This window comes from Bacteroides pyogenes DSM 20611 = JCM 6294 (genome assembly GCF_000428105.1).
In the GTDB taxonomy this organism is placed as follows: domain Bacteria; phylum Bacteroidota; class Bacteroidia; order Bacteroidales; family Bacteroidaceae; genus Bacteroides; species Bacteroides pyogenes.
On record NZ_ATZH01000003.1, the window covers coordinates 47,776 to 62,104 of the forward strand.

9 protein-coding genes and 2 pseudogenes are annotated in these 14,329 nt (G+C 44.8%); all 11 read left to right on the forward strand.

Annotation, left to right across the window (positions count from 1 at the left end):
* The first annotated feature begins 519 nt into the window (after window positions 1–519).
* The 11 genes and pseudogenes from C234_RS0100195 (at window position 520) to C234_RS0100245 (ending at window position 14,282) form a co-directional block, all read left to right on the forward strand.
* Window positions 520–1,305, forward strand: coding sequence for a polysaccharide deacetylase family protein (locus C234_RS0100195; protein WP_027324097.1), 786 nt, complete (start codon window positions 520–522; stop codon window positions 1,303–1,305).
* A 12-nt stretch (window positions 1,306–1,317) separates the two neighbouring features.
* Window positions 1,318–2,307 (forward strand): glycosyltransferase family 2 protein, encoded by a 990-nt coding sequence (locus tag C234_RS15600; protein ID WP_051290097.1) that lies wholly within the window; start codon window positions 1,318–1,320, stop codon window positions 2,305–2,307.
* A gap of 2 nt (window positions 2,308–2,309) precedes the next feature.
* Window positions 2,310–3,515 (forward strand): glycosyltransferase family 87 protein, encoded by a 1,206-nt coding sequence (locus C234_RS0100205; RefSeq protein WP_034536626.1) that lies wholly within the window; start codon window positions 2,310–2,312, stop codon window positions 3,513–3,515.
* Window positions 3,490–3,867, forward strand: a complete 378-nt coding sequence (locus tag C234_RS0100210) for a GtrA family protein (RefSeq protein WP_027324099.1) — start codon at window positions 3,490–3,492, stop codon at window positions 3,865–3,867. Before C234_RS0100205 ends, C234_RS0100210 begins: the two co-directional genes overlap by 26 nt.
* Window positions 3,868–3,985: 118 nt before the next feature.
* Window positions 3,986–5,242: a glycosyltransferase gene (locus C234_RS0100215; RefSeq protein ID WP_027324100.1), complete on the forward strand. Its 1,257-nt coding sequence runs from the start codon at window positions 3,986–3,988 to the stop codon at window positions 5,240–5,242.
* Between the two features lie 24 nt (window positions 5,243–5,266).
* Complete coding sequence (locus C234_RS0100220; RefSeq protein ID WP_034536628.1) at window positions 5,267–6,445, forward strand: glycosyltransferase; 1,179 nt, start codon at window positions 5,267–5,269, stop codon at window positions 6,443–6,445.
* A gap of 65 nt (window positions 6,446–6,510) precedes the next feature.
* Complete coding sequence (locus C234_RS0100225) at window positions 6,511–7,479, forward strand: glycosyltransferase family 2 protein (protein ID WP_027324102.1); 969 nt, start codon at window positions 6,511–6,513, stop codon at window positions 7,477–7,479.
* A 113-nt stretch (window positions 7,480–7,592) separates the two neighbouring features.
* Window positions 7,593–8,599, forward strand: a pseudogene (locus tag C234_RS16910) (tetratricopeptide repeat protein); the annotation flags it as partial.
* A 189-nt stretch (window positions 8,600–8,788) separates the two neighbouring features.
* Window positions 8,789–9,361: pseudogene (locus tag C234_RS18220) on the forward strand (helix-turn-helix transcriptional regulator); the annotation flags it as partial.
* Window positions 9,362–9,600: 239 nt separating this feature from the next.
* Window positions 9,601–12,750 carry a SusC/RagA family TonB-linked outer membrane protein gene (locus tag C234_RS0100240; RefSeq protein WP_027324103.1) on the forward strand — a complete coding sequence of 1,050 codons (3,150 nt, stop codon included), beginning with the start codon at window positions 9,601–9,603 and terminating at the stop codon, window positions 12,748–12,750.
* Window positions 12,751–12,770: 20 nt separating this feature from the next.
* Window positions 12,771–14,282 (forward strand): RagB/SusD family nutrient uptake outer membrane protein, encoded by a 1,512-nt coding sequence (locus tag C234_RS0100245; RefSeq protein ID WP_027324104.1) that lies wholly within the window; start codon window positions 12,771–12,773, stop codon window positions 14,280–14,282.
* The last annotated feature ends 47 nt before the right edge of the window (window positions 14,283–14,329 follow it).

Below are 14,329 nucleotides of genomic sequence, written 5' to 3' on the forward strand. Positions count from 1 at the left end.
TGGCGGATTGAGTATTTGCCGCGCAGAGGCATGCCGGCGTGAATGGGAAGTAAGGAGAAGAAGGGTAAGGAAATCGAACGTGCATACTTCCCGGACAAAGGAATAATGTTTCGCTTAGTTTCCCACTATTGAAACAAAAGTTTCCCACCGGGGAAACTTTATTTTCCCACTTGGGAAACTTTTGTTTCCCCAATGGGAAACTGCACCCCCCTCTATATACATATTGTGCCTGCCCTCAATCTGCCTGTCATCCGCAGCGTCTTTCGGGAAACTTTCCACTATCTGCCATTGTGCTTGCCGTCGATATGCCTGTCATCCGCAGCGTTTGCTTCTTCCGCAAAGTTCGCGCATCCCTCATTCCGGACATCGCGGTTTACCCGTTCGGGCATGCTCGGCTTCTTGTTCGTTCATGTTGCAGGCGGGCATGCAAATATGCCCGTGCAATGATTTTTTACGGCACTCCTCTGCATTGGTATTCTGTTTTTTATTACTTTTGCCGGATAATTATACAAATGCGCAATGATACTTTTGAGTTTTGATATAGAAGAGTTTGACGTGCCTTTGGAGCATGGAGTCGATCTCGCTATGGAAGAGCAGATCCGCATATCGACTGCCGGCACGGAAACCATACTCGATATTTTAAAAGCAAAGGGAGTGAAAGCGACTTTTTTCTGTACCGCCAACTTCGCCCTGAGGTCTGCCGCCGTGGTACGGCGTATTGTAGACGAAGGCCACGAACTTGCTTCGCACGGCTATTATCATTGGACTTTCCATACCGAAGACTTGCTGCGTTCCAAGCAAGCGCTCGAAGAACTTTCGGGAAGAGAGATACGCGGCTATCGCCAGGCGCGAATGATGCCCGTGCCCGAAGCGGAGGTGTTTAAGGCGGGATATGCCTATAATTCGTCGTTGAACCCCACTTTCATTCCCGGCAGATACATGCACCTTTCCGTTCCACGCACTTTCTTTATGAAAGCCGGCGTGTGGCAGATTCCGGCTTCGGTCAGTCCGTGGCTGCGTTTTCCGTTGTTCTGGCTGTCGTGCCATAATCTTCCGTTTGCTTTGTACCGTTGGTTGTGCCATCGCACACTCCGTCACGACGGTTACTTGACCACTTATTTCCATCCGTGGGAATTCTATCCGCTGAACAACCACCCCGAATTCAACTTGCCTTTCATCGTACGCAACCGCTCCGGTGAAGAAATGGCAAAGCGCTTGGCGGACTGGATCGATTTTTTTAAGGGTAAAGAAGCAGTATTTGCGACCTTCTCTCATTTTGTGGATAAACATTGTCACACTACATAAAAAAAGAGCATTATGATCAAGCTGGGCTTCGTGCTTCCTTGCTATAATGAGGAGGAAGTTCTTCCTTCATCCATAGCACGCCTCACTTCTTTGCTGGACGAACTGGTCGGAAAAGGGAAATTGTCGCCGGACAGCTTCCTGTTTCTGGTCAATGATGGCAGCAGAGACCGCACATGGCAACTCATCTCCCGTTTTTTTCGTGAGAACCGTTATGTACGGGGAATGAATTTAGCCGCCAATGCCGGGCATCAGAATGCAATTATGGCGGGAATGATGACTGTGAAAGATCGTTGTGATGCCGTCATTACTATTGATGCCGATTTGCAGGACGACCTCTCTGCCGTTGAAAAAATGATAGACCGCTACGAAGAAGGGTACGATGTGGTGTACGGCGTGAAAGTATCGAGAAAGGGAGACAACCTGATAAAACGTACTACGGCTCTGACTTTCTATAAAGTGCAGCAGGCTATGGGAGTGAAAGCCGTATATAACCACGCCGACTTCCGCCTGCTGAGTCACAGGGCTTTGGAAGAGCTTTCACGCTACAAAGAGCGCAACCTCTATTTGCGTGGGCTCGTACCTCTGATGGGGTATCCTTCCGCCACGGTAGACGATGTGATAAGCGAGCGCGAAGCCGGGCAGTCTAAGTACAGCATCCGGAAAATGCTTGCTTTGGCCGTCGACGGCATTACGTCGTTCTCCACCAAGCCCATCTCCCTGATATTGGGAGCCGGTTTTTTCTTTTTGTTTGTAAGCATCCTCATGACCGTCTACGTCCTGATTTCCTATTGGGAACATCTCGCCGTGCCCGGATGGACATCGCTCATGCTTTCCGTATGGTTTATCGGCAGTGTTTTGCTGCTTGCCATCGGTGTTGTCGGCGAATACATCGGGAAAATATATGTGGAGGTGAAAAACCGTCCGTCTTATACGGTAGACGAGATACTGTGGGATGAGCCGGATCCGGATGCCGAAGTTGATTCTAAGAGAAGGAAAAGTTAATTATGAAATATCTTCAACCTGTCACGCTCTTTCTGACGAAGCCTTTCTTCAGCGACCGGCGCACTTTGCTGGGCTTATGGCTGTTGCTGCCGGTCGTTGCCGCTTTGATGAAGATAAGCAAGCACAACAATTTCCTTATTTTCAGGTATGTGTATTGGCATACGGTGGAACAGTTGCCCCTTTATATTCCATATCCCGACCAATACGCCGACACCAATCATTACGGACCGTTTTTCAGCCTCGTCATCGCCCCTTTCGCTTTACTTCCCACATGGTGGGGACTGCTTTTTTGGGAAGTGGCGCTTTCGCTGTTTCTTTTTTATGCCGTCAAGTCCCTGCCTTTGCCTCACCGCAAGCACGTGTTCCTGTATTGGTTTTGTGCGCACGAATTGCTCACGGCGCTTTTCATGTCGCAATTCAATATTGCCATTGCGGCAATCATACTGATGTCATATTGCTGCATTGAAAAGGAGAAAGAAGGATGGGCGGCGTTTTTCATCATGTTCGGAACGTTTGTCAAACTTTACGGTATCGTGGGACTTGCTTTCTTCTTTTTCTCAAAACACAAAGCCCGCCTCGTTGCATGGCTGCTCGTGTGGGCGGCGATTATGTTCGTTGCCCCCATGCTGTTGAGCAGTCCCGGCTATGTGTTGGAGCAATACTCCGGATGGTGGGAAAGCCTTGCGTCGAAGAATGCCGACAACCTGTTCGCCACCCATCAGAATATCTCTCTGCTGGGCATGGTTCGTAAAATATCGGGCAGCGCTTCTTATTCCGACTTCCCGCTCATAGCCGCCGGGCTTGTATTGTTCGGCCTTCCCTATTTGCGGGTATCGCAATATAGAAACGAAGCCTTCCGCTATGCCCTTCTTTCCTCTGTTTTGCTTTTTGTCGTACTCTTCAGTACGGGGAGCGAGTCGAGTTCTTATATCATTGCTTTCGTCGGAGTTTCGCTTTGGTATGTCACGGCTCCTTGGCAACGTACCCGTTGGGATATCGCGCTGCTTGTTTTTGTGTTTGTGCTGACAAGTATGTCGTCTTCCGACCTCTTTCCCGCCTGTCTGCGCCGGGAGTGGGTGCGACCCTACGCGCTCAAGGCTCTCCCTTGCGTGTTGGTCTGGATGAAGTTGATTTATGAAATGTGTGTAAGAGATTATTCTGTAAATCAAACAACGGTTGCCCATGTGGAGAAAAGGGAAAATAGCTGAATTCATGCGCTACTGTTTTGTGGGAGGCATTGCGGCGGCTATTCATTATGCGGTTTATTATATTTTGCAGTTTTACATGAATGTAAATTTGGCTTATACCATAGGTTATGCAGTGAGCTTGACGGTAAATTTCTTTTTGACCTCGTACGTCACTTTCCGTGCAGCCCCTTCGTTGAAGAGAGCGTTCGGTTTTGGCGGAAGCCATCTTCTGAACTATCTCAACCACATCTGGCTGTTCAATCTTTTTTTATATCTGGGCTTATCGAGGGCCATTGCTCCCATAGCGGTGCTCGCTGTTGTGGTTCCTGTCAATTTTGTGTTCCTGCGTTGGGTGTTTAAACGTGTGAAGTAAGGATGTGCTACGTTTTTTATCGTAATAATTGGGGAGAAAACATTATATTCTTAACTTTGCCTGTAAATAATATTAAAACAAAACTCCTTTTACGAATATCGGTTGCAGCAAAAAAAATATGAGTAAAGTAGAGAAAGAGAAAATAGCTTTTGTTGTAGTAAGATACGGACTGAATATAAATGGAGGTGCCGAGTATCATTGCAGAATGCTGGCCGAAAGACTGGTAGAAGACTACGAAGTGGAAGTGCTGACTACATGCGTGCAGGACTATAGAACCGGCGAGAACGTGATGTCTGCTGAGTCAGAATGTATCAACGGAGTGCTGGTCAGGCGTTTTGAAGTGGCTCCTGTCAGCTCGGTTCTGGGGAGTTTCTCACACCTTTGCGTGTCGTTCACAAAGAAGTTCCGGATGTTTCTTTATGGGATCAATGTTTTGTCCACCATTAACCGCTTCTTTCCCAAGTGGAGTTGGTTCGACAAACTTGAGGAGAAAGCGCTGCAAGCCACGAAATTCTACTCTCCGCTACTTAACGAATATATACAGGCGCATAAGAATGAATATAAAGCTTTCATCGCCATTTCTATCGACTATGCTCCTTTCTATTACGCAGGAATTCATGCAGGCGAGAAAACCATCGCCATTCCTACCATGCATCGGGCAAAAACCTCTTTCCGCCTTCAGTTGAATAAAGTATTTGCCAAATTCGCTTATGTGGGGTATAACTCCGAAGAAGAACGGAAGCTCGGACAGCGAATCTTTGGCAATATCATCAAGCGGGAAGGAATTATCAGCGTAGGGATAGAAGATTTTGAACCGGCTCCATGGGAAGAAACGCGCCGGAAATTCAATCTGCCGGAAGAATATTTGTTATATGTGGGAAGGCTCGACCGCTCGAAGGTGTCGAATATTCATGCTTACTTCCTTGCCTATAAAAAGAGATATCCGCACTCGAACCTGAAGCTTGTGATGGTGGGTGCGCTGTTTCTCTCCCGTAAGCCGTTTACTCATCCCGACATTATATACACGGGCTTTGTGAGCGATGAGGAGAAGACTGCCATTATTCAGCACTGTATGGCTACGGTCAACCCTTCGAAATACGAGAGCCTTTCGCTTATTCTGCTGGAATCCTTGAAGCAAGGGAAGATGATGCTGGTGAATGGACGCTGTGCCGTATTGAAAGACCATTGCCGTAAGAGCGGCTATGCTGCCGATTACTATATGAATAAAAGGCAATTTGTAAGCAAACTTCACCGTATCGCTTCTTCCGAAAAGCTGCGTAGTGAAAAAGCCTCGGCAGGTAAACGGTATGTAAAGGAGAATTACGACTGGGATTTAATCATGTCTCGTCTGCGGAACGCCATAGAATCGATATAACAAACCCCTAAAAGAACAAGAATAATGCCCTCTTTGCAAAGAAAAAAAAGAATACTCTTTTATCATATAGACTTTCCATGCGGTGGTGCGGAAAGGGTTACCCGTGATATAGCTCAATGGGTTCGAAATTTTGATTATGAAGTTTATATAGCAGCGTGTCATAAGAAAGGAGAGGCGGAGAATGTTTCTTTAATAGAATTGCCTCACGAAGACTATCACTCGAAAGAAAATGCCGACGCTATTGTTGACCTGATTCGTACCTTATCTATTGATATATTTGTGCTACCGGGAATCCAATGCAGGCAATTTGCTTATATAAGAAGCGCATGTACCTCCTGTAAGTTCGTGTATATATTGCATAATGTGCCTTTTTGGGAGGTAATAGGCAACAGTGAACATAAAAAGCATGCGGCAAAAGGCTCTTTTTGGAAAACCTTGGAATGGCATCTCCTGACCAACCCCAAAGCTACTTGGCTAAAAGTGTACGAGAAAAGGTTGATGAAAGAGTATAAGAAAACATATGATTTGGTAGATGCATATGTTGTGCTTTGCGAGGGATATAAAAGCGAACTGGAGAAGAAACTTCGCCTGTCTGATTTGAACAAGATAACTGTCATTCATAATGCGGAGTATGAGGTAGAGAATATCTCTATGGACAAGAAAAAACAGTTGCTTTTTGTGGGAAGAATGACCTATGAGCACAAGCGTGTGGATCGCTTGCTCGACATCTGGAAGATGATTTACAAGAAAGTTCCCGGCTGGGAGCTTATTTTAGTCGGCAGCGGTTCTGAAGAGAGAGCTTTGCGGCAGAGGGCAGAGAAAATGAAGCTGGAGCGGGTCACCTTTACAGGCTGGAGTTTAAACCCTTCTGTCTTTTATAAGCACGCGTCTGTTTCTTGTCTTACGTCTACATTTGAAGGTTGGCCGCTTTGTCTGACTGAAGCGCAGGCAAACGGAGTAGTTCCCATTGCTTTCGACTGTTGTGCAGGAATCAGGGAGATTCTTTCTCCTTCGGGAGAAAACGGTATATTGATACCTCCTTTCCGGAAGAGAATATATGCCGATGAACTATGTAAATTGCTGTTAGATCCTGAAAAATTGGCTTGCATGCGTGAGAATGTGATTCGCAAATCGCAAGAATATTCTGTTGAGGAGGTCGGGAGGAAGTGGTTGCAACTATTCGACCGGTTAACCGGAGAATGAAAAACTTATATTTTATAAGTTGAGAGAAAGTGTGTATTCAGGCAAACCTTCTTATGGATTAACGTATGAATGAAAAAAAATCGTTAGTTTCTGTTATTATTCCGGTGTATAATGGAGAGAAGTATCTGGAGGAGTGCATTCAGAGTGTCATCAATCAAACTTATAAAAACATAGAAGTGATAGTAGTGAACGATGGCAGCACTGACGGCAGCCTGTCCATTATATACCGGTATGCGGAGAAAGACGGCAGAATTAAATATGTGAACAAAGCGAATGAAGGGCTTGTAAAGGCTCGAAAAACAGGGCTTTCTTTAGCTGTTGGGAAATATATACAACATCTTGACAGCGATGATATACTCTGTGCCGATGCTATTGAGATTTTGTTAAACAAGGCAGAACAAACCGGAGCGGATGTTGTCTCTTTTCCTTTTGTTTTTCGTGATGGTGAAGAGAATGAATTTGCTGAATTCTTCGATCCGGACGAAGCCCCGGGAGTTGAGTTTATCAGGAGGTATTTAAACTTTAAAGGTTATTGGATGGTTTGGTCGAAGTTTCATTTGCGTTCTTTGTATTCAAATCCGATAGAAACAATCGATATATCTTTTGGAGAAGATCTTGTGCTAACCACACAGCTTTTGTATTACTCCGAGAAAGTGGTGTCTGTGGATATCCCATTATTATATTACAGGGTACTTCCTGCTTCAATGTCCCATTCTATGAGTGAGAGAAACTATCGGGATATGAATGCTTACTTGCGATGGATACTCGGCTTTATGGAAAGAGTCGGATGGAAAGAAGTGCTTAAAAAAGATTTGGGCTATTTTCACTTAAAGACTATTTTCCGGAGGCGACAATGGGGGAAAGTGTGGGATGTGTATAGAGATTTGAAATATGTAGTGGAGTATCTCCGGCTTTTCCCCGAATTTAGAGATAGTCTGTCCGGAAGAGAACGAAAGATTGTAAACTTATATGAGAAGTGCAGTTGTTTGGCTTATTTCAAAATGTGGTATTATAAAAGAAAAGGAAAAGTTTAAAGACTTCTTTGTTTCTTACTAATAACCGGCTTAATACTCAGTGGGGTATTGTTGCTGCTCTAAGTACAAAATATATGCAAATACGTTATCTGCATAATACGATATGGTTCGCTATGAAAAAACAATTATATCTTTTCTTCATGATTTTATTGCTTTGCTCCGGACTTAAAGCGGGTAATCCGGAGAAAGCCCGGGTGTGGATGGAACAGGCTCAGAAATCACTGTTTACGAATCCGAAACAAGCTTCATACTATGCTACTCAGGCAATCGAATTGTTTCCCAAGAATAGTTCGGACAAGCTGCGGGTGGAGGCTATGATTATGTATAGTCAGGCAGAACAGTTGCTGGGTAACTTTGATTTAAGTATCAAAAACTTGTATGATGCTCAAACGTATATCAACCCTGCCGACAGGCAGTTGAATGCCCGTTTGTACGCTTTGATGGGGCGTGTTTACAGTAAATTGGGCGACCATAATAAGGCTATCGAGCTGAATGACAGGGCGACTTCCATCTATAAATCGCTGGCAGACTCATTGGCTATCGCTCAATGTTATAATGAGCGGGGCGTAACGCACTACCTGCTTAATGAATTTCAGGTAGCCGAACGGTTCTTCCGTCAGGCTTTGCTGATTAACCGCGCACAACGGAACCTGAAAGGGGTGGCGGCAAACCTGAACAATCTTTGTCTTTACGAGGGAGATACGCAGGAAAAGTTGGTCCTTATTCGTGAAGCTATTGTTATCAACAAACATTTGGAGGCACAATGGTCGTTGGGGGAGAATTATAACAACATGGGGAAACAGTATTTCTTTGCCAAACAGTATCCTCAGGCATTGGAAGCATTGAGGCAAGCATACGGGTATGCCACCGGAATAGGGGCCCGAGAATTGATTTGCGATAATTATGAATATTCTTCGTGGGTGTATGCCGCCATCAGCGATTATGAGCGGGCGTATCGATGTCTCGAAAAGATGAGCGTGCTGGGCAGGGAACTGCAGAGCAACAACAAACTGCGTAATATCGAACAGGAAATATCTTATAAGAGATATCAGGATCAGAAGCATGCCACGGAGATGAAAGAGAGAGGGTATGAAATAGAATTGCTGAAGCGTAACGTCTGGCTGTTGAGCAGTGTGCTTATACTCGGTGTAATAGCGGGCGTCTTTATATCGAACAGGAAATATCTTATAAGAGATATCAGGATCAGAAGCATGCCACGGAGATGAAAGAGAGAGGGTATGAAATAGAATTGCTGAAGCGTAACGTCTGGCTGTTGAGCAGTGTGCTTATACTCGGTGTAATAGCGGGCGTCTTTTTATATAAGTGGTATAAACGGAGGAAGGACTTGCAACTGGTAGAAGCGCGTTACCGGTTGGAACAGTCGGAACATGAACTGTCGGTTTTGAAAGTGCATCAGCAGGAAATGAAACTGCAAAATGTGCAAAATGCGTTAGAAAGCAGCCGGCAGGAACTTACCAGCTTTGCCGTATTCTTGCAAAGCCGGAATGAGTTGCTGAATAAAATACGTGAAATGATCAAAGAAGGATACAAGATGGATGAACAAAGTCTTGTACCCCATTTAAAGAAAATCAATGCTTTTATTTGTCAATACCAGAGTGGGGATAAAACAAATACGGCTTTGCTCCTGAATATAGATGAGAAGAGCAAAGAATTTGTTGACCGGCTTATGAAGCGCCATCCCGATCTGACGCAAGGCGAAAAGTATTTGGCTACTTTGTTAAGAGTAAATTTATCGACCAAAGAGATTGCTATGATTACGGGCAGCAATCCTAAAAGCGTTAATATGAATCGTTATCGTCTTCGTAAATCGCTCGGACTGTCGACCGAAGAAGATCTGACAGCATATCTTCAAGGGGTTTAGTTTCTCTTTCTTTTATCCCCGTTTTGTAGATATATATTTATTTTTAATATACTGATTTAATTCGTTTTACAATTTATTCTGTAGATTATAAAAGAGTATTTTCCTTCTTTTTGTAGATTCGGTATAGATGCTTTTCTTGATAGGAATTCATAAAATTCTTCCTTATTTGCAGTGTGAAAAACATTTTTGTATCAACCTTAAAATAAACACACATGGGTAGAATTGCTAAGAATTGCCACATGAAAAGAGTATGGAAGCTTGCCTTACTCTTTGCGTTTCTGATTCCGCTAAGCTCTTTAGCGCAGAATATCCAACTGACAGGAACAGTGACTGATGTAAAAGGCGAAGGCATCATAGGTGCCAGCGTACTTGAAAAAGGAACAACGAATGGGGTGATTACCGACATGAACGGTAACTTCACGCTTAATGTCGCCCGAAATGCGAGAATCATAATCTCTTACGTCGGTTATGTTGCTCAGGAGTTAGCTCTTAATGGACAGCGAAGTGTTAAAGTTGTGCTGAAAGAGGACAACGAAATGCTCGATGAAATCGTTGTAATCGGTTATGGTACGATGAAGAAAAGCGACATGACAGGCGCTATTTCATCGGTAGACGTAGAAGAACTTGCCAAACGTGCTACAACTAACCCGGCGGAAGCCCTGCAAGGGAAAATTGCAGGTGTCAATATCATGAAGTCGGGTGGTAACGCAGGCGCCGGTGTCCGTGTTAAAATACGCGGAGTGAAGACGTTCGGCGATAACGAACCTCTGTATATTATCGACGGATTCCCGGGCAGTATTGAAAATGTGAACCCTCAGGATATTCAGGCAATGGAGGTCTTGAAGGATGGAGCCGCAGCTGCCATTTACGGTTCGGTAGCGGCGAATGGCGTAATTATCGTGACAACCAAGAATGGCAAGAAAGGCGAAACCAAGTTCGATTTCAGCTCGTATGTAAGCATGACCAAGGTTGCCAAAACACTCGATTTGCTGAATGCGGATGAATATAAGGAGGTGCACAAGCAGATGTACGAGAATTGGAACTCGCATGTGGAATTGCATAAAGCTCAATACGACCCCGAAGGTAAGGGAGCTTGGAAAAACCAATTGGTGAACATGAAGCCTTATATAACAAATAATACGGGTGTCGATACCGACTGGCAGGATGCGATGTTGCGTACGGGAGTTTCTCAGAATTATATGTTTAGTGTAAGAGGCGGAGCCGAAAACATACAGTATTCCGTTTCTTACAATCGGGCGAACGATAAGGGTATTTTCCTCGGCAACAACTTCCGTCAAGACAATGCCCGTCTGAAAGCCCACATCAAAAAGAGCATCTTTGACATAGATGCCAATATGGCTTTTAAGTATACCGACAGCAAGCAGCCGGAATATCAGCTGAAAGAGATGTACATGATCTCTCCGCTGGTTCCTATTTACAATGAAGAAGAAAAATATGGTTTCGGTCTGACTAATTTTGACGAATTGCCTAATAATCGTAACGTGATGGCGGATCATCACTACGAGAGATCTACCGATAAGCGCTATCATACGGGTGCTAATGTTGCTCTGACTACCAATTTCACTCCGTGGCTCAACTTTAAAACCAGCTATTCTTATCGGGGCGAGCACGGTCGGCAGACTTATCATACCCCTCCGTATATAGCCGATGAGAAATCGAAAAGAGATTACACGTATCATAGTGAAACAAGCTCTTATTGGGAAGAACATGTATGGGAAAACGTGCTCAGCTTCAATAAGGAATTCGGTAAACATTCAATCAATGCAATTGCCGGAACATCGACGATGGCACGCAGGTATACCTGGAACTCGGTAGGTGTTGAGGGAAAAACAATTACTTATAAAGTGGAAGACGGAAAGCTTGTAGTGGGAGAGCAACCGGGCGGATTCCTCGATCCGGGCTTTTCCACTATCGGTGCGGGAGCCGGCGGTACTTACAATGGAGACGGAAGTAAATGGGATTACAGACGAGCTTCTTTCTTCGGTCGTTTGAACTATAATTATGATAACCGTTATTTGTTCCAAGCCACAGTGCGTTATGACGGATCTTCCAAGTTTGGTGCGGACAGCCGTTGGGGATGTTTCCCGTCCATTGCCTTGGGGTGGAGAATCAGTGAAGAAGAATTCTTCCCCAAAGATATGGCGCTAAATAACCTGAAGCTGCGGATGAGCTGGGGACGTCTGGGTAACGAGAATGCTTTGGGGTTGTATGATTTCCTTGCTTTGATCTCTACCTATAATAATAAGTATCAGGGATATGTGAGAGGAAATGGAGATAATGCCTGGTCGGGAAGTATTGCGCGCGGACTTGAGAACCGTTCGTTGAAATGGGAAACAACGGATACTAAAAACATTGGTATCGACTTCGGTTTCTTCGACAATAAACTGACCGGTGCGCTCAACTATTACTATAATCAGACGGAAGACCTTTTGATTACAAAGGCGCTGCCTCCTTCAGCCGGTCTTGCCAATCCTATTCTGAATGTAGGTAAGATACGCAATAAAGGTATCGAGTTTGAACTGAACTGGGCGGAGAATAAAGGAGATTTCGATTATAGCATCGGGTTTAACTTCGCTACGACTCACAATAAGGTGGTTGAGTTGGCGGATGCGGAACAGGTGCTTTATGGAGAAGGGTTGAAGTACGGAACCGAACACTTCCCTACTCAGACACGTGTAGGCAAACCTATCGGCGCTTTCTATCTGTATAAAACTGCCGGTATCTTCCAGTCTAACGAGGAAGCACGTCAATATGTGAATAGCGATAATGAGGAGTATCAACCATTTGCCGATGCCGGAGATATTCGCTTTGTAGACGTGAACGGCGACGGTACGATAGACGATGGCGATAAAGTATATGCCGGTTCGGGCATTCCTAAGGTGGAAGCAAACTTGAATCTTTCTGTCGGCTATAAAGGTGTGGACTTCTCGTTAGTGCTGGGAAGCGCTTGGGGGCATAAAATCTACAACGGGAACAAATATTTCTACGAAGGAATGAACTCCGGTTCCAACTTCTTGAAATCTGCTTTGACGGCGTGGACACCGCTTAACTCAGGAACGAGCGTTCCCCGTGCTATTTATAATGATCCAAACGGGAATATGAAGGAATCAGACCGCTTCCTGGAGAAAGGCGACTTTATCCGTCTTCGTCAGCTTCAGTTGGGTTATACGCTGCCGAAATCGTTGATGCAGAAAGTTTCTGTAGAAAAGCTGCGTTTCTATGTGAGCGGTGAGAATCTCTTTACGATTACCGGATACGATGGTATTGATCCCGAGTTTTCCCGCGGCAGTGTGTTGAATGCCGGTATCGATAAGCTCATCTATCCGTTTACACGCTCATTTACAGTGGGAGCTCAACTTACATTCTAATCATTAATACTATAAAGAATATGAAAAAACTGACATATATAGCCGGTATTTGTCTTGCATCGCTTTTTGCAAGCTCATGCGATGACTTTCTGACTGTGGATTCGCCCGACCAATTGACTTCCGGCAACTTCTGGCGTAATGAGAGTGACGCGCAAGCCGGCATTTCCGCTGCGTATTCTCAATTGGAATATTACATTGATACATGGGAGTTTGCCGAAGTGAAATGGCCGGTGGAAGCCTATCGTGAGGATATCATCAATATGGGAAATGATGCCCGCAACTATCCCAACTGGCTCGAACTGTATAACTTTACTTATACAAATGGTAACTCGCAGTTCAATAACTATTGGTGGAACAATTATAAGGGGATCAGCTTTGCCAATCAGGTGATAGAAAAGGTGGCTCAGATTCCTGCCGAGAAAATAAATGAGGCTGTACGCACGCAAATAATTAATGAAGGACACTTTCTGCGGGCTTATTATCATTTGAAGTTGTTGCTCAACTGGAAAGAAATTATCATACGCGACAAGTATATCACCGGCCAGGCTGAGATGAGTAAGCCTCTATCATCCCGTCCCGATGCTTGGGAGTTTATTATTGAAGACTTGAAGAAAGCGGCAGCTTTGCCGGCAACTTATGATACGGACAATACGGGAAGAGCTACATGCGGAGCAGCCTATGCTTATCTGGGTTTTGCTTATTTGACCCGCGCTTACGAAGAACCGGAGAAAAAAGAGGCTTTTCTGAAGGAAGCTCTTGAAGCATTAAATAAGGTAACGGGCTATGAATTGGTGAAGAAGTTCTCGAGCATGTTCGATGCCAGTAATAAGAATAGCAAGGAGTCTGTATTTGAATTGCAGACCTCTATGAGCACTGCTAACGGAGCCAATTACCGCACTCAGTTTCATCGTTGGATAGGAGTGTCGGAATTGAAGGGATGGGACGAGATTCTTCCCAGCAACATACTGGTGGATGCTTTTATGAAAGAAGGAAAAATCGCTACTACCGGACGTTATGACTCGCGTTTGTATGAAACGCTGTTCTTCAAATGCGATTATTATAACGATGGTAACGGACGGGTTTATGGAAAGAACTATGACGACTGGTTTGCTACCCCACGTCCTGCTTTTCGCAAATTCATGCCTGCCGATCTCGAAGGGTTGTCCAACAACTACTGCGCTATCAACATTCCTTTGATGCGTTACGCCAATGTGTTGCTGATGAAAGCGGAAGCGCTGAACGAACAGGGACATCCGGAACAGGCTATTCCTCTGATCAATCAGGTCAGAAGTGTGCATGGCGATATGCCTGCCATGAAAGGGAAGACACAGAATGAAGTACGTGCCCAGATAGAACACGAACGTATGATTGAGTTTCCGTTGGAAAACTGGCGTTGGTACGATTTGCGTCGTTGGGGTAAACTGGCTTCTACCTTGGCTGCTGCCGGACGTGCCGGCTTTACTGAAGAAAAGAATGCTTTCTATCCTGTTCCGCTGACAGAAATAAATGCCAATAACCAAATTCAGAAATAAACTTCTCACACCCCGGCAAACAACGGGGCTCTGAGTCTGTCGATCTC